Genomic DNA, 20369 nt, shown 5'->3' with positions numbered 1-20369 from the left:
TGATATCCATCCCCTGTACAAATCCAACGTAATCTATAGGTCCACCTTTATCTCGATCAACAAGATGCCAATTAATACCTAAATAGCAAAAAAGAATGATTATGGAATTATTTTTTCTAATCGTAACTGTGCAAATAATTTGATAAATGAATCTTCCGTATTTTGATAAGCACTAAAGCCCAACTTTCTACTGTTTGCCATATCGACCATGACTTCTATAGGTCTTCCCAAATCAAGATCTGTATGCCAAGGTGAAGCGAGCTCAAATAGTTCATGATTATTTAAGCCATATTTTTTGACCATATCTTGCCAAGTCTGACTTTCATTTGCCAGTTGATCTGCAAGTGGTGTGATTGTGCCATTGAACCCTTCAGATTCAACACCAAAATAGTGTGAAATACGTCCCCACATCCAGCTCCATCTGAATACATCCCCATTCACAATATTAAATGCCATATTTTTCGCATCCTTATTGCTAGCAGCCCAGATTAATTGCTGAGCCAATATCTTGCTGTCTGTCACATCCGATAGACCTCGCCACTGTGCTTCAGAACCTGGCCACAACATCTTTTTTCCTGTTTCTTTACAAATACTAGCATATACAGCAAGCGTCACACCAAGATTCATCAGATTACCGATCGCGTGACCTATTACGGTATGTGGTCGATGTATACTCCAAGTGAAGCCATCCCGATCGGCAGCTCGATAGATCTCATCTTCTTGTGCATAATAAAAATTGGGATACTGCAACCTTGGTTGCTCTTCGCGGATAGGTGTATTAGGGAAAACACCTGCGCCGACATAAGCCTCAAAGGGGCCTAAATAATGCTTCAACCCAGTTACCAAAGCAACATGTTCAACTGTATTTTTTTTAGACAGTACATCCAGAAGATTGCGAACCATCCGGCTGTTCACCTCTATATTTGCAGTTTCCGAGTCTTGACGCATCCAAGTGGTGAAAAATATATGCGTAGGATACACAGTTTCCAATGCCCTTATTAGATCTTTCTGGATCCAGAAGGTCGGCTTTTACCGAAATGACTTCGGAGTTCACTGTTTTTGGATGACGTGCCAATCCATACGTCTTCCATCCCTGAGCCACAAGTTCCTGAGCTAAATTACTACCTGTGATACCCGTAGCACCTACAACCAACGCAATTCTATCGATCATGATTATTTATGTTTTCAACAAAGTTACCTGTGTTGGAAAACAAAGAAGTTGATCCTAGTCAAGAAATTTCATTGATCCAGATCAACACATTAGTCCGTTGAAGCTAATTTTTTTCGGATTCTACTCAGTGTTTCGGGAGCCAAACCGAGGTACGAAGCAACCAAATGCTGGGGTACACGTCGCATGATTTCAGGATTAGATTGGATCAATCTCTGAAACTTTTCTTCCGCTGAATAGCTATTGGAGCTGATCAAGCGTTCATCTTTTGTAACCAAACTATTTTGATATAACAGTCGAAAATATCTGTCCATAATCGGAACGTCAAGAGTCAACTGATCATATGCAGCCCGCGATAACAGAAAGAGTTCAGTATCCTCCACCGCATCGATATACAGTGTAGCAGGTTGTTGATTAATATAACTATTAAAGTCAGAAATCCACCAACCCTCCCAACCAAATAAGCTAATGTGTTCATTTCCTTTTTCATCAAGACGATAAGACTTGATAAGCCCTTTATTGACAAAAGAAAGATGCATACAGATGTCCCCCTCTTCAAGTATAAATTGTTTCTTTCTAATTTTTTTAAAAGTAAAAAATGCAGCAATTGCTGATTTCTCCGCATCTGATAATGCTACTTTGTGCTCAATATGGGAAAATAGTACGTCGAACATGTAATGATTTTTATATCCTATCAAACTTAAATAATTTTGTTTTGTTGAACAATGGTGTTATATCGACACCATCTATTACTTTTCTCATCTATCGTTCTAAGCTACATTTGGCATTAATTAAGCCTATTTAATCCATAATACCCTTTACTACTTCAAGCTAAATTAAAAATTAACATTAGTCTAGCTTCATAAAACTTTTCTCTATTTGCTGTGAAGGTGTATAAAATTTTAATGTGAGGCTATCTGGACTGTCTTTGAGCACATCAAGCCGAATGACGCTTTCATAGCCAACTTTAACATGATCACTTTTTAGAAAATCAGCATCCGCGAATAATATTACTTGTTCTACAATACCCTTATTTTCTATAATTTGTAGACGCGGACGAGACATCACACTCTGTATCAGCTGTACCCTATACTTTCCATATTCGGGAGTATAATACGATCGTCTTTCCATGCCTGTACTTGAAAACAAAATGCCGTAAAATGGCAACATCATTGGAACAATACTCATCAACACGCCTAAGATTAAAACAAACAAATAAATCTTAGTCAAAATGCTTTTCCAGAAAACGATCAAAAATGCAAAAGTTGACAAAAACCATGTCCAGAAGACCAGTCTATCTGTCCAATACCCTGCTAAGCTGATCTGCCAAAGCAGAATAGCTGTTATATCGACCAGCAACAGCATTGTCATGATCATATAAGCCGAGAAAAAGATCTTTTTCCTATTTTTAATTCGCAAACTTAAAATTTCGTTGTTGTCTATTCCCATCGATCTTATCTTTAGTGCTGTCAAAAAGAGTTTTTCATCAAATTCTTTTTGACGATTTAATGTACATTATTTTATCCAAATCCTGTACATTAAATCACGATCAATTTCCTTACCGCTTTATTTCTCCTAGTGATGGGAAATAGGGCAATATTTCCTCTCCCAATTCATTTATAACATCAGCAATAGGTCTTGAGCTAAAATGAATACCTAAAGCAGCATGATTAACTCCGACTTCCTGCCATTCATAAAGTAGATCCAACAATCCCCTTCTTCCCGTTTTAAGTACAAAACCTCCACGTAAAGGAGTTCGCGGAAAATTAGGATCTTCCGCTAGATCAATCCACTCATTTGTCATATGGGGTTTAAAGGTTTGATGAGGAATTAATTCTCGCCAAGCTTTTATTTTATCACCCAAGGGCTTTACATGCATCTTTGATGTTGTCGCACCAGGATAGGTGATCCAGCCGTCACCATGTTCAGCGATCCAGGACAAAGACTGCTGACTAGCGCCTGTTATTAAACTGGGAATATATTTTTGAGCAGGTTTAGGTAAGAGATCCAATGTGTCGATGTGTGTAAGAGCAGACTTTATTTTGGGAAAATCCTCCGTATGCAGACGGCGAAAATCTTCCAATACCTGCCTAAAACGTTCACCACGTTGCTCAAATTCAATTCCAAAAGCTGGAAATTCAATAGATCGATCTCCTGAACCCACTCCCAACAACAGTCTATTATTGGACAACTGATCTAAAGAAGCAGCTGTCTTAGCAAGAGAAATAGGATGCCAAAAAGGTAAAACAATACTACCGGTGGCTAAAGCGACCTGGTTTGTTTGTCCTGCAAGAAAAGAAAGATAAGTAAAAGCATCATACACTTGACCAGCATCACCAAAACTAGGATCAAACATGGGGATATCCCGAACCCAAATAGAAGCAAAATTTAAACGGTCAATTTGTTTCATGTATGCCGTGTGTTGAGCGAAAATAGTTAGGTTCCCATGATAAACTTCTAAAGGTAGAAATAAACCTACTGTAAGTTTATTCGGTGCAAATACGCGATTAAATGCGTTGTGATTTTCAAAATTTCTGGACATCATTTTTTTAAGAATAATTGTAAGTGTTAATGATTCGATATATCTAGATTTCTAGATATAGAAAATAAAAAAATAAAGGTATCCCTATACCTTTGTGAGTAATCGATAGTTAAACGAATAGACCTCCATAATACAAATCATTTCGATATATCTAGATTTCTAGATGTTAATAATTCAAAAATTAAGGTACTTAAATACCTTATTTCACAGATGGGTAGAATCTGAAATTCACATTAAATTTCTGATGCTCATCATCTGAGTTAATCACTAGCTAAAAATTACCAACCTTTCTTGGTAAGCTCTTGACACAATCCTTTACAAAGTATCTTTAATATAGGAAGCAAGTTCTTGAATCCTTTTTTCATTACGTTTATAATAAGTCCACTGGCCTTCTCGAACAGATTTTAACAAACCACAATTCACCATAGAAGTGAGATAAGAAGAAATTGTTGACTGCGACAAACCAGCTTTTTTCTGAATGACACTCATACAGACTCCATAATCTGTCACTTCAGGCTCGATATCCTCAGCATTAAAATGATTCTTTGGATTCTTCAACCAATGCAAGATCTGTAAGCGATGTTCATTTGCCAAAATTTTAAAAATATCAACCATATCTATATATCTAATAATCTCGATACAAACATATTTAAAATCGACTTGATCTCTGTTAAATTCATGTCATCTTACCAAATCATATACTAAGAAAAATATCTCATCCCTCAACAATTATTACAAAAAATCAATGTCTTCGCAAATACGCCAAGTACTAATACTGAATAAGAACATGTAAAGGGCATCTATTTTTGATTTTTTTTAAATGCTTAAATGTACACAATTAATGAAAAAGTTTTTCAGATGATGCATCTGAATTGCTTCAAATAACATGCACTAACAAACGATTGCATAAATCATTTGCAGATAAATGCATGACAAAAATCAAGAATACAAAACCAAAAATCCATCTTTTACCCGATGTTTAAATCGTGTATGAATCTGATTACAATCTACTTTCAGAGCTCGCAGAGCTCCAATATTCTTTGAAATCCTGATCTATTAGCGTATGTTTGCCTATCTTATATCGGGATTAAATCTTCGATATAGACAACCCTAAATCTGATAACACCCAAACTTATACATCATGCACAATTGGTTAAAAAATAACATAACGGTGATCTTCCTTTCCTTTATTAGTTTTCAAGCACAGGCAAATCCAAGTCCAAAAGTTTACGACTTGGCGAAGTATGGCATTCATCCCAATACTGGGAAAAACAGCAGTCCGACAATCAATCAAGCGATCCAAAAAGTTGTGGCAGAAGCGGGAAAAAATACCCCCATTATCATCAAGTTTCAGAAAGGGCGTTATGACTTCCATGCCGAAGGTGCTTTACAGAAAGTATATTACATCTCCAACCATGACCAAGAAAATCCAAAAACAGTCGGTATAGCCTTAGAACAATATCAAAATATCACCATAGATGGTCAAGGTTCTGATTTTATCTTTCACGGCCGGATGTTACCGATTTCCTTGGTTGAAAATAATAACCTGACACTCAAAAATATCCACATCGATTTCGAGCGACCGCAGATCTGTCAAGTCAAGATTTTGGAAAATGATGTTGCATCAGGGATCATCACCTATCAAACAGCACCTTGGGTCACCTATACCATCCATGATAGTACATTTTATAACACAGGCGAAGGTTGGTAAATGCGCCCCACAGCAGGCATCGCTTTTGAAGAAAAAACAAAGCACATCGTTTACAACAGCAGCGATATCGCAGTAGGTACAACACATGTTTCCGAAATATCAAAAGGTATCATTAGAGCCTATAAGTGGAAAAATCCGAAACTGATACCTGGTACTATTGTCGCTATGCGAAGCTGGCATAGACCTAACCCTGGTATTTTTGTCCATAAAGGAAAAGACATTCATTTAGAAAACATAAGCATACACTATGCCGAAGGAATGGGGCTACTGGCACAACTAACGGACAATATTTATCTGAACAAATTTCAAGTCGCATTAAGAAGCAAAAACGATCCGCGCTATTTTACCGCACAGGCAGATGCCACACATTTCTCTGGCTGTAAAGGTGTCATTGTTTCCAATAATGGTCTATATGAAAACATGATGGACGACGCCATCAATATACATGGCACTTATTTAAAAGTCATTCAAAAATTGGATAATAAAACTATTCTTGCCAGATACATGCACGAACAATCCTATGGTTTTGATTGGGGATATACAGGCGACTCCGTACAGTTTATACAGTCCAAAACCATGGAACTTTGGGACCATAAAAATCATATTCAGTCTATTGAAGTACTCCGCAAAAAAGACAGTGATCCGATACAGGATTTTAAGATTGTATTCACCAACCCCTTGGATGAATACATTGATCCTACTCAGCTGGATATCGGTATCGAGAATCTAACCTGGACTCCAAAAGTAACATTCAAAAACAATACGGTACGCAATAACAGAGCACGCGGAGCATTATTCAGCACTCCTCAAACAACAGTTGTAGAAAACAACCTTTTTGATCATACGTCCGGAACAGCTATATTATTATGCGGTGATAGCAACGGTTGGTACGAAACCGGAACATGCCGAGATATCACGATTCGAAACAACACGTTTATCAATGCACTCACCAATATGTTCCAATTTACCAATGCCGTTATTTCCATCTATCCGGAGATCCCTGATTTAAAAAACCAGAAAAAATATTTTCATAGCGGCATCAAGATTGAAAACAACGACTTTTATACCTTTGATAAACCGATCCTGTACGCAAAATCAGTAGATGGCATTATCTTCAATAACAATAAAATCAAAACCAACACCCAATATCCTGCATTCCACTGGAATAAAAAAGAGATTCTATTTGAACGTGTCATCAATGCTCAGATCAACAATAACACGATCAATGGCAAACCACTGATGTACCCATATCATTAAAAATACATATCTTTAAACATAAAAACGGCCTATCTCTTAAACCGAGATAGGCCGTTTCAGTTTGATATCCGCTTTGCTATTCTACATCTGATCCAGTATAGCTAAAATTCTATTTAGTTTTTCCACTTTCTTTCATCAGCGATATTTATCAATTATAATTGAGTAAATGAGAAACAGATCCTAATGGGCATACTTTGCTTTATTCTTGTTGTATCCAAGCAAAATGACCATCATGGAGATAAATGATACCACCGCCACAAGCTTCGGCCTGATGGATGAAAATACCATCATTCGGAAGTTTTATTTTATCATTTTCATTTACCTGTTCTTCTGTAATAATTTCACCTTCATCATTGACATTATTATAATAGATCTCTCCTTTTGGAGCTATTTCAAAAATACAAACCCATTCAATATCATCAAAACCCTGTCCCAATATATCCTGTCCCATTCCTAAACACGCAATTTTTTTATTCCCAAAAGCTATTTTAAGACCATATTTATGATTCTTTTTATGTTGGACGATATATACAGTATCCATGCGGTTATCTCCATCCATATCACATAAAACAACGTTAGGGGGTATGCTTTGTAGAAATTATTAGGGTATCACTTTTCATAGATCTATTGATAGGATTTTGTTTCCTATTTTTATCGATGGCCCTATTTGTATTTTGCTTATCAATGTTACGCTCTTCATGACTTATTGCATGGTTAGCATTCCCACTTTTACAGCCAACAGCAGTCAACAGAGTTCCTATTGACAAAAAGAATACGCTCACAATATTAATCCGTTTAAGGTCGTGATTAATCAATTTATCACTCATATGTTACTTTTGTAATTTAGCTAAACCACTTTCACTATTTAATCCTTTTTTAATATTAACGGAAACTCTTCTCTATTATTTTGAGCAGTTACCTGCTCTATTTTTCCCTGTTTATTGATTTTACACGTTACGATCACCTTTATTTCTTGTTTACTTAATGTTAGTTTTTCAAAAGTATTATAGATATTTTCCTCATCAAAGACCACATACTCCCGCTTCATTTTACCATCTTCTCCTCTACATTTAAGAAACAAAGAGGCAGGTACAGCTTGCGCAGGAAAGTTTTTTTGAGACAATGTACTATCGATTAGTGTAAACTTTTCACCGTTAAAAAATTCAACTTCTAATTCTGGATTATCCAAAACCCCGTCCTTGACAAATTGAAGAGTCCATCCGTAAGGTTGTCGATATTTTTTACGCCATTTATCATATGGGATCAGATCATCCGTAGTATGAACTTGCTCGACCCAATCTTTGCCCTTTCTCAGTCTGGTCAATTCTTCCCGAACCTCTTGACGCCTGGCAGGCTCTATCGCTATAGTATCTAATTTTTGCGCCTGATAAAAACTCACTTCGGTTGCATTACCCCAATTGCTTCCCACCCAAAGTGCCACATCGCCACCAGGTGCTAGTCCAACAATGATTTCATCATAGGTGCGGTGGAATACACCGTTGTGGTTTTTTGCTTCAAATCCTTTTTTAAACAATTGGGTTATTTTTTCTTTATCTAAGGATACCTCAAGCTTATAATAACAATCCTCAACAACAGAATACCAAGTCAGCCTTAAACTATCTGGCATCACCATACTACCCCGATCTTGACTAATAAAAGTAGTCATTCCTAAACCCCACCTCGAATCATAAAATTTGTCATCGATATCAGGAAAAGCATTATTTCTGCTCCACGATGAAATAAAAAAACGTCCCTCCAGCACCCGCACCGGGTACCCCTCAGGATTGGAGATAGCAGGTTCCCAATAGTATTTTTCCGAATTACGCCACTCTCGTTCCACACTCATCTCTGCCCGAGAAAAGGTCGTTGTCTTCAAGATCAATACGATATTGAAGATCACAGCAATCAAGCAGTATATACCGATTATCCAATTTTGTTTTAATGTCAGTTCTGTGCCTTTTTTACCTCGACCACAAATGATCAGCAGTACAATAAAATGGAGTATAAACTGTGAGAAGAGTATCAGAATACCGAAAAGATTTGCAAAACTAGCCCAGAGACCCTGCGTTTCAAATGCAACACCATCGCCTAGACACAGATAAAATAAAAATCCAAAACCAGTGATGGCGCCGGCGATTAGAAAAATTTTACGGAGGTGTGTTCTATTCATATGCCAGTGTTTATCATGATGAGCGGTTTGTGGAAAGATGAAGTGCTATTAAATAAATGTCGTACAGGCTAGAAGCAAGATAACCAAATATACACAACTCATCCTGATTTTAAAACATTAAAAAACGGTACCCCAATCTGTTCAGACTGCAGGTATATCGTTTATGTTCAACATACATACCAATTGTTAGAGTCATAGCTCATAGCAGGCATGTACCGCGCGATTTATTGATCCAACCAGACCACCTTTTGTTCACTCTGATGATCTTTCCCCAAAATATCGCTGTACAATTCAGGTCTTCTCGCCTTGATATACCGATATCCTCCCGCTTTCATTAATTTATCAGCAGTCAATTCTGCCATACAAATTTCATTGTCCAATGAACGGCATTCGGCCATCACGTCACCATAAGGATCGATAATCATCGCACAGCCATTCTTCAACTGGTCATCATCCATACCGATAGGATTTGAAAAAATAGCATATATAGCATTGTCATATGCACGGGCAGGCAGCCACTTCATCAGCCAGCTACGGCCTTTCAATCCGTCAAATTCAGCTCGAAGCAACGCGCTATTTTCTTCCTTATTTTTCCACAATTCCGCATCTACAAATCCGGCTCCAGGACGTGTTGAAGGGGTACACATCGTCACATGAGGCATAAAAATAACCTGAGCACCAAGCAAAGTAGTCGCCCTCACATTTTCAATGATATTATTATCATAGCAGATCAAGATTCCACACTTCCAACCCTTTATCTCAAAAATAGTATAAGCTGTTCCCGCAGAAAGATGTGGATTGATAAACGGATGTAGTTTCCGATGTTTAGCGATAAGCCCCGTTTCATCTACACAGATATACGCTTTAAAAAGAGCTCCTAAAGCGTCTTTTTCAAATAGTCCGGCCAAGATTGTTATCTGATATTCCTTAGCGATTGCTATTAAGGATTTGACAGACGGACCATCAGGGATCAGTTCCGCCAAATCCAGCATCTCCTCCCGGGACAAGTTCCGAGCAAAGGTATAACCGGTGATCGAACATTCATGAAAGGCAACTACATCTGCTCCTTGCCCCGCTGCCTCTGCTGCCAATTGCCTGATCAGATCAAGATTATAGGTTTTATCGCCGCTACGATTTTCAAACTGTACACTGGCAATTTTTAAGTTTTCCATTGATATCTAAATTTATAAACCACTAATGATTCAAAATTAGCTGGACGCCCTAAAAATACATTGTAAAAAACCGACAATTTCATTTTATAATACCTGCATCAAGTTGATCGCAAGCAGATGATCATTGTTACGATACTGTGTGGGTGTTACACCTACATGTCGCTTGAAGAAATTATTCAAATGCGCCTGATCATAATAACCACTCGCATATACAATCTGAGAAAGTGTAACCTCAGATCTAGATTTTTGCAATGATTTAAGGAAATACTGAAACTTGATCACATCTATAAATTTTTTAGGAGCAATTCCGACCTGCTCTTTAAATTTCCGTTCCAACTGCCGTTCTGTAACGGGAAGCTCATTGATGATATCCGCCACAGCAATGATCCCATTTGCTTGATAGATCAACCTTAAAGCACCATTTATCAGTCCATCTTCATGTTGAAACCGGTTTACTCTCGAAACTAACATCTGCTCGATCGCTGTTATCGCTTCAGCACGATTCGCACTGCTCAAAACCCGATTTTCGATATCGTCGCCTTCCTGACCAAAGACGGTGCGCAAAGGTACAACTGTATTGTTTAATTCAGAGGCAGATAGATTTAGCAAAGCACGTAGGGCATGAGGTTGAAGTACCACGATCAGCATATCCAATTTACCGACCGATCGAATGTCATTAAAATGCGTCATCTGTCCATAAAGAAAACTATGAGGCTGCACACTGTTCGAATGACGATCAGATTCTTGTAAAAACGGATCTTTAAAATGAAACACCAAACCGGGATTACCATCAGAAAATAAACGATAATTGGCAAACACCTCCTGTTCATGCCTAATGATCAAGTAGTGTTTTACAATATTAGAAAGCATCAATGTTGGATAAAGCTGCATAATCTCAAGGTGCTAATTTAATAAAGATAAGAAAGATAATAGGACAAGCGATAGGCTCACCCTATTTATTCAGAAGCGATAAACGTTTTAGGGTCAAATCCTTCCAGATAATCTATTTTCCACAGCCCATGATCCAGTACAGCTTTAGCTTTGTATCCAAAGTCACCACCCCACGACCAGCTGAAGATGGCATCTCCATTGCTCATATGAACATTTTTTAAGATAATATTTTCCCAATATTTATCTGGATTATCTTGACAATTGCACCACGGATTTGCGCCATTGCCAAATGGCGGAAGCTCACCTACATACCATATTTTGGATTTGTCCTTTAACTTCTCATCGATGGTTCGGGCTATTTGATCGTAATTTTCAACAAAATGATCCGTAAAAAAATTAGTTTCCCTCAGTTCAGCAAGTCGTTGCTCATGTCGTGCGAGATCAAGTCCCACATATACACTATCCATTTCTTGCTGCAGCAGTGGCTCAAAATCTACATGACTGCTTTGTACTTCATTCCATTTGTATAGTTCTACTACCCTATTTTTCAAGTCTTCAAGCAAGGCCCTTGTATTAACAAACGGTATTTCCGCAACCGCTTTAGATTTCCCTGTAGTGACATTTCCACTTTGATTACAAGCTGAAAATAGACCTAGTGTCAGTAAGAAGAATGTTGATTTCAAATATTTCATGATGAATATTGCTTTAGTTTAAGTTCCAACCCACTTCAAGTCCTTTGGAAGCATACTAGAACTGATCTACGGATGAATATCAAATTAAGTGCATGTAAAATTAGCATAATACGCTAACAATTCCTGATATTTAAATCCAGGATCTCGACAAATCAAAAAACAAAACCAACGAAAAGAAAAATAAAATTTTTAAATCATGTCCTTTATAATAGCTTCAGCAGCCTTTCTGCCACTTTTCATAGCAGCATTGATGGAACCGTTTAAAAGGTAATCGCCACAAACAAAACAGTTATCCCTTAATCTAAACATGTGATCATCTAGATCATCAAATACTTTTTCATCATTAGGCAGAGCATAAGGAATATGATAAGTCTTCACATGCTTCCAATGAACAGCATCAGGATACCATGATGTGAGTTCATCGATCACTTTTTTCTGTAGATCTGCCTCAATGATATGAGTATAATCCCCTAACAATGAAAGAGAAATTAAGGCACTGCCATTGTTAGCATATCTTGAAGAAATATTATTCATAACAGCAATATTATTGACCCATTTTCTTTTCGATGTATTTAATGCAATCATGGGATTATTAAATGGCTTTTTAGAGGCTGAAAAATACATATTGGTCACAGCTTGATATCCCTGTAAAATCTGTTGATGAGCAGGAGTTACATTTAATTCGTCTGCCGCTATAAGAACAAAGTTATCGTTATAAATAGAGCCTGTATGTGTCTTAACAAATTTTTGACCATATTCGATCACCTTCTGATTGCAAATAACATCTCCTGGAGAAAAGTCTTTAGCCAATTGCAAAGGAATCATTTCCATACCCTTTGCAGGAATCGCAGCATCCCCCTCAGCAAACATTTTAAAAACAAACTCAAACATCCGACTTGATGTTTTCAATTCATCTTCTAAAAATATTCCAGATAAAAATGGCTTAAAGAAAAGCGTCATCATTTGCTCACTAAACCCCTTCTTATTTAGATAATCGATAGTAGTTAATTCCTCCTCTAAAAATATATCATTGATACTTTTACGACCAAGATAGGCTCTTAGCTTGAGCAAGCGCAACTTATCACCAATTGTTCCTACAGCAGAAAATATGGTGCTGATCAAAGACGATGGTTTTCTAATGGGATCACCTACAGTACTGATGCCTTTTTTTGTTAAAATCAGTGCTCCAGGATCAAAGGCGCAAAGCTCGAGTGCTTCATAATCCAATAAATGTTGCGCTTCCGGATAAGCCGTCAGTAAAACCTGAAAACCGCGATCGAGTAAAAACCCATCGACCTCGTCGGTTTTTACCCTTCCGCCTATCCTGTCCGAAGCCTCAATTATCTTAAACGATTTACCAGCTTTTTTTAAAATTTTAGCAGCAGTCAGACCGGCTATCCCGGCGCCAACAATAAGTACATCTACATCGTTACTTTCCATGATTCTTATTTTTAATTTCTTGAGGTTCAGTACCTGGTTTTGCATAAGATAAAGACCCCACAAATTGCGGAATAAAATAACGATCTAATCCAGATACAGCCATAGACCCGGCTTTAATATGATCCACCGTCCCCCCCTCTTCAACAATCAAATCATCAATCAGTAGCTGCACGATCTCACCAATGACGATTGTCGTTCCATTGATCGCGACATCTATAATTTCTCTTAACTCCAAACCTATTCTCACAGTAGATTCTTGGACAAATGGAGCTTTAAAATCTTCTTTATACCATTCATGAAAGCCGCATGTATCAAATTCAGATATTCCCGAAGCATAACTGGCGCTGGTCTGATGCGCTTGTTTATACCAATCTGGCAATACATTGTTCAACGTGTACTGCCCAGTAGCCTGTATATTGTTAAGCGTATCGTTGTGTTCGCGCTGTGGTCTCATCACCAGTCCCAGCAAGGGCGGAAGAGCGCCTAAGTGAAATGCAGAACTAATAATGCTTAGATTAGTTGTACCCGCCCGATTGCATGTACCTAATAGATTCAGTGGTTTTACACCGATCAAACTATTAATCAGATTGATTCGATAGAATTTATCCATTTCATCGATTTCACTTCTATTTATTGCTTTCATCTATTAAATCATCTTATTTCAAATATAACCTAAACCAATATCATCAAGCATTGATTACATAAAAATACAGCCTTAAATTAAGGACTCAATACATATACCAAAGCTTTAAAAGATAAAAATACAATTTAAGTATTATTATATACCAAAATACAGATTTATATTTTACAAAACTGTAAATACATGACTATAATTCCTAAAAAAGACATTAATTAAAAAGTTAAAGAACAATAGTAAACTATATTATTTGCAAGTATCAAGTTGATTTTATGAAAAGTTTAGTATTCAGAAAATGATTATTTTTGATCATAACGAATAGGATGTTTATTCTCCCAATTTTGATCACATCATTAGATTCATAAATTCTGATTACTAAAAAATAGCATGTTTCACTATTAATAACTATTTTTAAACCAAATACAACTAAAAGTAAACTAACTCTAAGTATATGATCAACCAGTTTGCAGCAGTTCTGATTTTGGGATTCAGTATCAGCCTCGCTCATGCACAGATAACCAGTATTTCGGTCAATAAAGCAAATTTCGAGCAGTCTGGTTTTCCCTATAAAGGAAAAAGAGTACTTCAGGTGGAGCACATCACCACGCCTCAAGAAGATAATTATATTGTGTTCTCCAAAGAAGAGCGTCATGCCTATCCCGATCACCTTTATATCCAACAGTTTCAAAAAATAGCTGATAAATGGACCGTTGTTGCCGAAGATGATGTATCCGAAAAAGGGATTGTCACCTCCGTATGGGATGCACGAAAATCTTTTTTCGATGCTGATAAAGATGGTAGGCTTGACGCTATTTTTGTATATTCCAAACATCCAAAGGAGGATATGCAAAAACAGCTGAGCTGTATCGCCTTAATTCTCTACAAAAAACAGTTTTACAGACTTCAGGCAGACCATGATGATAGCTATCAAAACACGACCTATTCGGACAATTATGGTCAACTACCCGAGGTTATCAAAATACAAATTACCAATTTCTGGCAAAAATTGGATAAAAATTAAAAGAGTATCGCTTCGTCCTCACCTGACGAAGCGATACAAGGATCATTCGAGAACAGCAAATTAAAGCATAGCTAAAACCATCTTTTCCTCGTCGTCTCCGATTTTACTGATGGTATAACGTTTGATATCCACCTGTTTCATCTCATCCAACGCTTGGATCACATCTACAGCACGAGCTTCCTTGCTCGGTTTAATCAAGACGATCATATCCTTACCGTCAGCCTTTGGAGGGATTTCTGCTTTTAGACGATCCAAGACTTTTCTTATCCCTGTCTTACTGAGATCAGTAAACTCCGGTTTTGATATGGGATGATTAAAATCGCCATGATACCACATCAATCCCTTATCTGTCAATAACAGGGAAACTACACGCCTTTCGTCTAGCAATAAAGGGTTTTCTCCATGATTGTCCGGCATCGCCACATCTAATCGATACGGTTTACTTAAGGTGGTGGTCAACATAAAAAAAGTGATCAATAAAAAAGCAAGATCCACCATCGCAGTAAGATCGACCTTCGGAGCCAATTTTTTACTTCTTATTTTCTTTTTCCCTGCTTGCGGTTGTTTTTGATTTAGCTCTGCCATGACATTCTAGATTAAAAGGATATAAATTGGTTTATACTCTTTTATAGGATGCCCCCATGACACTTATTCCATATTAAATTTCAATAAAAATATAAAGTTTTATCACAACAGCTTTATTTAAAATCGAGGAGCATATCTTAAGGTAATTTCACCTTCAACATACGGTCAGGCAATACTGATCTATTTTTTCCATCGCTCCGATTGTCATCCTTCGGCAGTCTGGCACATGAAAAATACAAATACGCCATCTTCTACCGACAGCAATTAGATCTGGCAAAAATAACCTCAGATCTTGTACAAAGGTATTTTGTTCCCCGATGCACTTAAATACTTGATCAAATAAACCGATTAAGTTGTGAAATAATTCTTTTTCTTTCGCGATATCCCTTTAAAAATTATTAACAAATTCATTGATGGTTTCGATTTCCTCTTGGGTTAAATGGATATCGATCGCTTTAGCATTTTGAACCGCCTGCAGTGCATTTCTTGCCCCTGCCAGTGCAATGGTAATCCCTGCCCTTTCGATAGTCCACCGTAATACCAATTGGGCTAAAGTTGCATGATGCTGATCTGCAATTGGTTTTATTTTCGCCAGTAAATCATTTGTTTTAGTAATAAAATCAGGCTGGAAATGTGGTAATTTTGCGCGGTGATCACCAGGTTGAAATTGATAATCAGCAGTGATTTTACCTGTCAATAAACCTCTCTCCAATGGACTATACGCTAGGATTGATTTGTTATTAACCACACAATACGAAACTGTTTCCTGCTCGATATCCCGATTGACCATACTGAATGGGACTTGGTTAGAAACTAATTTTAATGTTTTTTCAGCTTCCTCCATTTCCGCCGCACTATAGTTACAAACCCCAGCATAACGTACCTTACCTTGTTCTATCAAACGGGTAACTGCTTCAAAAGTTTCGTCCATCCCTGTCGTGGGGTCGGGCCAGTGAATTTGGTAGAGATCAATGTAATCTGTACCCAAACGTCGCAAGCTCTGTTCACATTCGTAAATAATACTATCTCTACCCGCAAATTTATAGATATCAATATCCTCACCCGAATTGTTTTTACTGTGCATCGCTAAATTTCCTTTTGCCAAATCCCAGCGCATACCAAATTTAGTTAAAATCTGAACCCGGTCGCGACCAATTTCTCTGATCGCCTCACCAACGATTTCTTCACTAGTGCCCTGTCCATAGATGGGCGCTGTATCAATAGCAGTTACACCAACGTCATAAGAAGCTCTAATGGCTTCGATAGCTTCGGTTCTATCCGTACTTCCCCACATCCAGCCGCCAGCTGCCCAAGCGCCAAAAGTAATCGCTGAAATCTCTAATTCACTATCACCTAATTTTCTATATTCCATTTTTATTTTATTTTTAATATATCAAAACATAAATTCACATCTAAGATCCCTATCAATCGAAATTTTTGAATTTCTTACGGTCCTATACCTATAAAACAGTTAACATGGTCGGTTGTTTCGTTCTATTTTCAAACCAGCCTTTACGGTAAAAGTAAAACCTGACATACCCATACCATTGTACGGCTACTTACTGTGACATTTTGTTTTTATTTTACCCAGCTAGTCGGGCGATTCAGAGGTACAGCATTGGATATAGCAAGTTGACCTTCAACATTTTTTCAGGTATGCGATCGATATACTTGATGTATTACATCATAAAATTCATAAGGTTCAATTTCTATCCTGGATCAATTAACCTACTTTTTTGACAAAAAATCCAACAAGTGGTTTTAAAATTGCCTTATACCTTATTCTACATTAAATCACTACTAAATCAATTTGCGAAAATAAATTGAAACCAATAGGAGGCACCTTTGTTTAACTATTGTCACACCTCACATTGTAATTACGAAATTGATGTAGGTCAATAATTATAACAAAAGGATATGCTAATTTTGTAGCATAAATAAGAAGAAGAAAAATAAAAAAAATTATAAACAAATTTAAATATTAAAATTATGGCAAATTGGAGTTTAGACAAAGCACACAGTGAAATTGAGTTTAAAGTAAAACACATGATGATTACTAACGTAAAAGGTCAATTTCAAGATTTCGATGTTACGGTAGACAGTGAATCCAACCATTTAGAAAATGCCAAAATTTACCTGACCATCAAAACAGCGTCTATCAATACTAAAAACGAGCAACGCGATGAACACTTAAGAAGCTCAGATTTTTTTGACGCATCAGCTCATCCAGAGATTACCTTTCATGCGACAAGTAGCACAAAAGATGGGGATGATATCAAATTAACAGGAGATCTAACCATCAAAGGAGTGACCAAATCAATTACTGTAGATGTTGAATTTGGCGGATTAGCCAAGGATCCTTGGGGTAATGAAAAAATCGGTTACACCGCAACTGGTAAAATCAACCGTCAGGATTTCGGATTAACGTGGAATGCAGCATTAGAAACAGGTGGATTGATGGTGAGTGACGAAGTCAAATTTCAAGCAGATTTACAATTCATCGTTACGAAATAAAACAACATAGCATTTTATTAAAAAAGTCATGCACCAATCAGAAGCATGACTTTTTTACGTTGAATATGATTTGTGAATACACTTGATTAAGCCGGTACTTTACGTACTTTCTCTCGGTCCCATACACGATGGCCCTTCATCGCAGTAATAAAATCTGCAGTCAGATTATGACCAGATTCCAATATCAGACCCGAATCTTTTTCTTGCTTCGCGATATACGATTCAGCGATCAATTTTTCTGCTCCTTTTGCAAAAGCCAAAGCCTTACAATGTCTAAATCCTTCATTGATAAAGTGAATATAATCAGGCTCATCTTCCAAAGCCGCAACCGAATCTCCATCTGGTGTATAAAATGCATCATAGCAAACGGAAGCCTCGGTCAGATAGGTATGTTGGATTTCTGCTTCACCACCATCTTTAAATTTTACTGTCCCAGTATGTGTGGATATTAATACAGCCTCTGCTCCTTCAGCTTCCAGTGCCTTTTTCATCACATCGACCGATGCTCTGCTGACACCATCTGCAACTAGAAAAGCAACTTTCCGTGTTTCTATTGTTCCTTCACCTGGAGCAGTAGCCATACTCAATGCTGCCGATTTTTCAACTTCTGGTTTAGGCGCCTGTATCGGATAATCAGGATGATTTTGACGTGCAAACTGCAAGGTTAATTCATCCAGTTGTGCTGGTGGAGTTAATCCAAGATTGGCACCTACCCTTTTAGCAAGCTCCTGATCGATTTGATTCAAGATCGCCAGTTCACGTTTACGGATATCAACAGAATTCACCTTAGAGAGCTCAAAACTATAACCACTGATGATATGTTCCTTTTCAGGTGTTGACTGCGAATTAAAGAACAAACGAGCTTGAGTAAAGTGATCAGCAAAAGATGAAGACCTGCGCCTTACCTTATGACCATCAACTTTCTCCTCGTGACTTTTAAATCCTGTCTCGCCTTTCAACATGGCATGGTAAGGACATCCTCCCCCTAAGCTATTAGGGAAATAGCTCACATTTCCTTTTAAGATATCCTGTCTTCCAAAACCATCTTTTTGATTGTTGTGTTTACCATTGACAGGTCTATTAATCGGAAGCTCATGAAAATTAGGCCCACCCAAACGGTAATTTTGTGTATCTGCATAAGAGAATATACGTCCTTGTAGCAGAGGATCATTGGTCAGATCTATACCCGGTACCAAACGCCCCGGATCAAACGCTACCTGCTCCGTTTCAGCAAAGAAATTTTCGGGATTACGATTAAGAGTCATTGTACCGATGATCGTCACCGGGATCACTTCCTCAGGAATGATCTTCGTCGCGTCCAATAAGTCAAATGAATATTTATGTTCATCCTCTTCGGGCACCAGCTGTACCCCTAAATCCCATTGCGGGAAATTACCTTTTTCAATATTCTCCCAAAGATCACGTCTTAAGAAATCTGCATCAAAGCCTGATATTTTTTGTGCTTCATTCCATGCGACCGAGTGCACCCCCAATTTAGGTTTCCAATGAAACTTCACAAAAGTACCTTTACCGGCTGCATTGACAAATTTGAAAGTATGTACACCAAAGCCTTCCATCATTCTAAATGAACGCGGAATGGCACGATCTGACATTGCCCACATCAGCATATGTGCAGATTCTGGCATTAAAGAAATAAAATCCCAAAAGGTATCATGGGCAGATGCCGCCTGTGGCATCTCATTGTTAGGTTCAGGTTTAACGGCATGGATCAAATCCGGAAAATTCATCGAATCTTGGATAAAAAAGACTGGAATATTGTTTCCAACCAAATCATAATTACCTTCCTCGGTATAAAATTTCACCGAAAAACCCCGCACATCGCGGGCCAGATCGGTAGAACCTTTAAATCCCGCAACAGTTGAAAAGCGAATAAATAAGGGTGTGACTGTTCCTTTTTTCAAAAAAGCAGCACTGGTATATTTGGACATATCAACCTTCGCTTCAAAAACACCGTGAGCACCAGATCCCCTCGCATGTACTACACGCTCTGGAATGCGCTCACGATCAAAATGAGCCAGCTTATCTTGAAAAATAAAATCTTCTATAAGTGCAGGGCCGCGTTCTCCTGCTTTGAGCATATTGTTGTTATCATTGATCGGAACACCATCATTCGTTGTCAATACCCGGTTAGCATTGTCAATAGTATGGTCTTGGATCTGTTGCACTTTTTTGTTTTCTTGTTGCTTAGCCATGTTTATAGTAGTTATTGATGAAGATTAGCACATGCCAGAGGTAATATACAACCGACACTAAACTATAAACAACTTAAACGTAAAATTGTTTCTCCTTTCGCGCGATCAACTGCATGCAAAAAATGAATCAGACAAATTGATCTCATGCTCCTCGTTCATTTTAAGATCCGAGGTTTTCCATTCAACATGATCGACTTGAAGCGTTACTCATTTTCAGCACCTTATTCAATCAGCATGCCCTTTATTGATCATAAACTGACGCATATATGTCAATTTCTCTGTCAACGATCTAACCATAAAATTGTCAATGATCTGCTAACACGACCTTTAAAATCGTCTTTATCTTAGTATTAGTT

21 protein-coding genes are annotated in these 20369 nt (G+C 37.6%); 4 read left to right on the top strand and 17 right to left on the bottom strand.

Going from position 1 to position 20369, the window contains the following annotated elements:
• Positions 1-99 precede the first annotated feature (99 nt).
• The 6 genes from AC06G9_RS09470 to AC06G9_RS09445 all read right to left on the bottom strand — a co-directional run bounded on the left by AC06G9_RS09470 (position 100) and on the right by AC06G9_RS09445 (position 4325).
• Positions 100-948 (bottom strand): Rossmann-fold NAD(P)-binding domain-containing protein, encoded by an 849-nt coding sequence (locus AC06G9_RS09470; protein ID WP_480958009.1) that lies wholly within the window; start codon positions 946-948, stop codon positions 100-102.
• A complete protein-coding gene (locus tag AC06G9_RS09465; RefSeq protein ID WP_480958008.1) occupies positions 872-1171 on the bottom strand; it encodes an NAD-dependent epimerase/dehydratase family protein in 300 nt (99 codons plus the stop codon). The genes AC06G9_RS09470 and AC06G9_RS09465 overlap by 77 nt, the downstream gene beginning before the upstream one ends.
• An 89-nt stretch (positions 1172-1260) precedes the next feature.
• Positions 1261-1842 (bottom strand): Crp/Fnr family transcriptional regulator, encoded by a 582-nt coding sequence (locus AC06G9_RS09460; RefSeq protein ID WP_346570012.1) that lies wholly within the window; start codon positions 1840-1842, stop codon positions 1261-1263.
• Positions 1843-2017: 175 nt separating this feature from the next.
• Positions 2018-2617: a hypothetical protein gene (locus AC06G9_RS09455; RefSeq protein WP_480958007.1), complete on the bottom strand. Its 600-nt coding sequence runs from the start codon at positions 2615-2617 to the stop codon at positions 2018-2020.
• 109 nt (positions 2618-2726) lie between these two features.
• Complete coding sequence (locus tag AC06G9_RS09450; RefSeq protein WP_211322277.1) at positions 2727-3713, bottom strand: LLM class oxidoreductase; 987 nt, start codon at positions 3711-3713, stop codon at positions 2727-2729.
• Positions 3714-4025: 312 nt separating this feature from the next.
• Positions 4026-4325 carry an ArsR/SmtB family transcription factor gene (locus AC06G9_RS09445; RefSeq protein ID WP_248753911.1) on the bottom strand — a complete coding sequence of 100 codons (300 nt, stop codon included), beginning with the start codon at positions 4323-4325 and terminating at the stop codon, positions 4026-4028.
• Positions 4326-4851: 526 nt separating this feature from the next.
• Here AC06G9_RS09445 and AC06G9_RS09440 point away from each other — a divergent pair.
• Together AC06G9_RS09440 and AC06G9_RS09435 are read left to right on the top strand one after the other, a co-directional pair.
• Positions 4852-5421 (top strand): hypothetical protein, encoded by a 570-nt coding sequence (locus AC06G9_RS09440; RefSeq protein WP_480958006.1) that lies wholly within the window; start codon positions 4852-4854, stop codon positions 5419-5421.
• Entirely contained in the window at positions 5422-6678 is a 1257-nt protein-coding gene (locus AC06G9_RS09435) for a right-handed parallel beta-helix repeat-containing protein (RefSeq protein WP_480958005.1), read from the top strand.
• Positions 6679-6877: 199 nt separating this feature from the next.
• Here AC06G9_RS09435 and AC06G9_RS09430 read toward each other — a convergent pair whose 3' ends face one another.
• The 8 genes from AC06G9_RS09430 to AC06G9_RS09395 form a co-directional block, all read right to left on the bottom strand.
• Positions 6878-7219, bottom strand: a complete 342-nt coding sequence (locus AC06G9_RS09430) for a hypothetical protein (protein ID WP_480958004.1) — start codon at positions 7217-7219, stop codon at positions 6878-6880.
• Positions 7220-7253: 34 nt separating this feature from the next.
• On the bottom strand, positions 7254-7505 hold the full coding sequence (locus AC06G9_RS09425; protein WP_480958003.1) for a hypothetical protein: 252 nt from the start codon (positions 7503-7505) through the stop codon (positions 7254-7256).
• Between the two features lie 38 nt (positions 7506-7543).
• Positions 7544-8848: a DUF2931 family protein gene (locus AC06G9_RS09420; RefSeq protein WP_480958002.1), complete on the bottom strand. Its 1305-nt coding sequence runs from the start codon at positions 8846-8848 to the stop codon at positions 7544-7546.
• Positions 8849-9072: 224 nt separating this feature from the next.
• The gene (locus AC06G9_RS09415; protein WP_480958001.1) at positions 9073-10020 is read right to left on the bottom strand and encodes a nitrilase family protein; all 948 of its coding nucleotides are present in this window, start codon (positions 10018-10020) and stop codon (positions 9073-9075) included.
• Positions 10021-10104: 84 nt separating this feature from the next.
• Positions 10105-10911 carry a helix-turn-helix domain-containing protein gene (locus tag AC06G9_RS09410; RefSeq protein ID WP_045756373.1) on the bottom strand — a complete coding sequence of 269 codons (807 nt, stop codon included), beginning with the start codon at positions 10909-10911 and terminating at the stop codon, positions 10105-10107.
• A 65-nt stretch (positions 10912-10976) separates the two neighbouring features.
• Positions 10977-11603: a hypothetical protein gene (locus tag AC06G9_RS09405; protein ID WP_480958000.1), complete on the bottom strand. Its 627-nt coding sequence runs from the start codon at positions 11601-11603 to the stop codon at positions 10977-10979.
• Between the two features lie 189 nt (positions 11604-11792).
• Entirely contained in the window at positions 11793-13043 is a 1251-nt protein-coding gene (locus AC06G9_RS09400) for an NAD(P)/FAD-dependent oxidoreductase (protein WP_480957999.1), read from the bottom strand.
• Positions 13033-13686: a flavin reductase family protein gene (locus AC06G9_RS09395; RefSeq protein ID WP_480957998.1), complete on the bottom strand. Its 654-nt coding sequence runs from the start codon at positions 13684-13686 to the stop codon at positions 13033-13035. The genes AC06G9_RS09400 and AC06G9_RS09395 overlap by 11 nt, the downstream gene beginning before the upstream one ends.
• Positions 13687-14131: 445 nt before the next feature.
• Between AC06G9_RS09395 and AC06G9_RS09390 the strand changes: the two genes are divergently transcribed.
• On the top strand, positions 14132-14701 hold the full coding sequence (locus tag AC06G9_RS09390; RefSeq protein WP_480957997.1) for a hypothetical protein: 570 nt from the start codon (positions 14132-14134) through the stop codon (positions 14699-14701).
• A gap of 60 nt (positions 14702-14761) precedes the next feature.
• On the opposite strand, the gene AC06G9_RS09385 is transcribed toward AC06G9_RS09390, so the two are convergent.
• Positions 14762-15286 carry an ExbD/TolR family protein gene (locus tag AC06G9_RS09385; RefSeq protein WP_293924897.1) on the bottom strand — a complete coding sequence of 175 codons (525 nt, stop codon included), beginning with the start codon at positions 15284-15286 and terminating at the stop codon, positions 14762-14764.
• 388 nt (positions 15287-15674) lie between these two features.
• On the bottom strand, positions 15675-16658 hold the full coding sequence (locus AC06G9_RS09380) for an aldo/keto reductase (protein WP_346570002.1): 984 nt from the start codon (positions 16656-16658) through the stop codon (positions 15675-15677).
• Between the two features lie 617 nt (positions 16659-17275).
• On the opposite strand from AC06G9_RS09380, the gene AC06G9_RS09375 reads away from it, so the two are divergent.
• Entirely contained in the window at positions 17276-17800 is a 525-nt protein-coding gene (locus tag AC06G9_RS09375; RefSeq protein WP_480957996.1) for a YceI family protein, read from the top strand.
• An 86-nt stretch (positions 17801-17886) separates the two neighbouring features.
• Here the strand turns inward: AC06G9_RS09375 and AC06G9_RS09370 are convergent, their stop codons facing one another.
• Positions 17887-20013, bottom strand: coding sequence for a catalase (locus tag AC06G9_RS09370; protein ID WP_480957995.1), 2127 nt, complete (start codon positions 20011-20013; stop codon positions 17887-17889).
• Between the last annotated feature and the right edge of the window lie 356 nt (positions 20014-20369).

Source organism: Sphingobacterium sp. MAE, assembly GCF_056711605.1.
Note: the sequence above shows the minus strand (reverse complement) of the source record. Positions and strands in the feature narration are given on the sequence as shown.

Excerpts from the sequence above, each read along its gene's own strand:
- AC06G9_RS09470 (WP_480958009.1), bottom strand. The coding sequence starts at position 948 with ATGCGTCAAGACTCGGAAACTGCAAATATAGAGGTGAACAGCCGGATG.
- AC06G9_RS09465 (WP_480958008.1), bottom strand. The coding sequence starts at position 1,171 with ATGATCGATAGAATTGCGTTGGTTGTAGGTGCTACGGGTATCACAGGT.
- AC06G9_RS09460 (WP_346570012.1), bottom strand. The coding sequence starts at position 1,842 with ATGTTCGACGTACTATTTTCCCATATTGAGCACAAAGTAGCATTATCA.
- AC06G9_RS09455 (WP_480958007.1), bottom strand. The coding sequence starts at position 2,617 with ATGGGAATAGACAACAACGAAATTTTAAGTTTGCGAATTAAAAATAGG.
- AC06G9_RS09450 (WP_211322277.1), bottom strand. The coding sequence starts at position 3,713 with ATGATGTCCAGAAATTTTGAAAATCACAACGCATTTAATCGCGTATTT.
- AC06G9_RS09445 (WP_248753911.1), bottom strand. The coding sequence starts at position 4,325 with ATGGTTGATATTTTTAAAATTTTGGCAAATGAACATCGCTTACAGATC.
- AC06G9_RS09440 (WP_480958006.1), top strand. The coding sequence starts at position 4,852 with ATGCACAATTGGTTAAAAAATAACATAACGGTGATCTTCCTTTCCTTT.
- AC06G9_RS09435 (WP_480958005.1), top strand. The coding sequence starts at position 5,422 with ATGCGCCCCACAGCAGGCATCGCTTTTGAAGAAAAAACAAAGCACATC.
- AC06G9_RS09430 (WP_480958004.1), bottom strand. The coding sequence starts at position 7,219 with ATGGATACTGTATATATCGTCCAACATAAAAAGAATCATAAATATGGT.
- AC06G9_RS09425 (WP_480958003.1), bottom strand. The coding sequence starts at position 7,505 with ATGAGTGATAAATTGATTAATCACGACCTTAAACGGATTAATATTGTG.
- AC06G9_RS09420 (WP_480958002.1), bottom strand. The coding sequence starts at position 8,848 with ATGAATAGAACACACCTCCGTAAAATTTTTCTAATCGCCGGCGCCATC.
- AC06G9_RS09415 (WP_480958001.1), bottom strand. The coding sequence starts at position 10,020 with ATGGAAAACTTAAAAATTGCCAGTGTACAGTTTGAAAATCGTAGCGGC.
- AC06G9_RS09410 (WP_045756373.1), bottom strand. The coding sequence starts at position 10,911 with ATGCAGCTTTATCCAACATTGATGCTTTCTAATATTGTAAAACACTAC.
- AC06G9_RS09405 (WP_480958000.1), bottom strand. The coding sequence starts at position 11,603 with ATGAAATATTTGAAATCAACATTCTTCTTACTGACACTAGGTCTATTT.
- AC06G9_RS09400 (WP_480957999.1), bottom strand. The coding sequence starts at position 13,043 with ATGGAAAGTAACGATGTAGATGTACTTATTGTTGGCGCCGGGATAGCC.
- AC06G9_RS09395 (WP_480957998.1), bottom strand. The coding sequence starts at position 13,686 with ATGAAAGCAATAAATAGAAGTGAAATCGATGAAATGGATAAATTCTAT.
- AC06G9_RS09390 (WP_480957997.1), top strand. The coding sequence starts at position 14,132 with ATGATCAACCAGTTTGCAGCAGTTCTGATTTTGGGATTCAGTATCAGC.
- AC06G9_RS09385 (WP_293924897.1), bottom strand. The coding sequence starts at position 15,286 with ATGGCAGAGCTAAATCAAAAACAACCGCAAGCAGGGAAAAAGAAAATA.
- AC06G9_RS09380 (WP_346570002.1), bottom strand. The coding sequence starts at position 16,658 with ATGGAATATAGAAAATTAGGTGATAGTGAATTAGAGATTTCAGCGATT.
- AC06G9_RS09375 (WP_480957996.1), top strand. The coding sequence starts at position 17,276 with ATGGCAAATTGGAGTTTAGACAAAGCACACAGTGAAATTGAGTTTAAA.
- AC06G9_RS09370 (WP_480957995.1), bottom strand. The coding sequence starts at position 20,013 with ATGGCTAAGCAACAAGAAAACAAAAAAGTGCAACAGATCCAAGACCAT.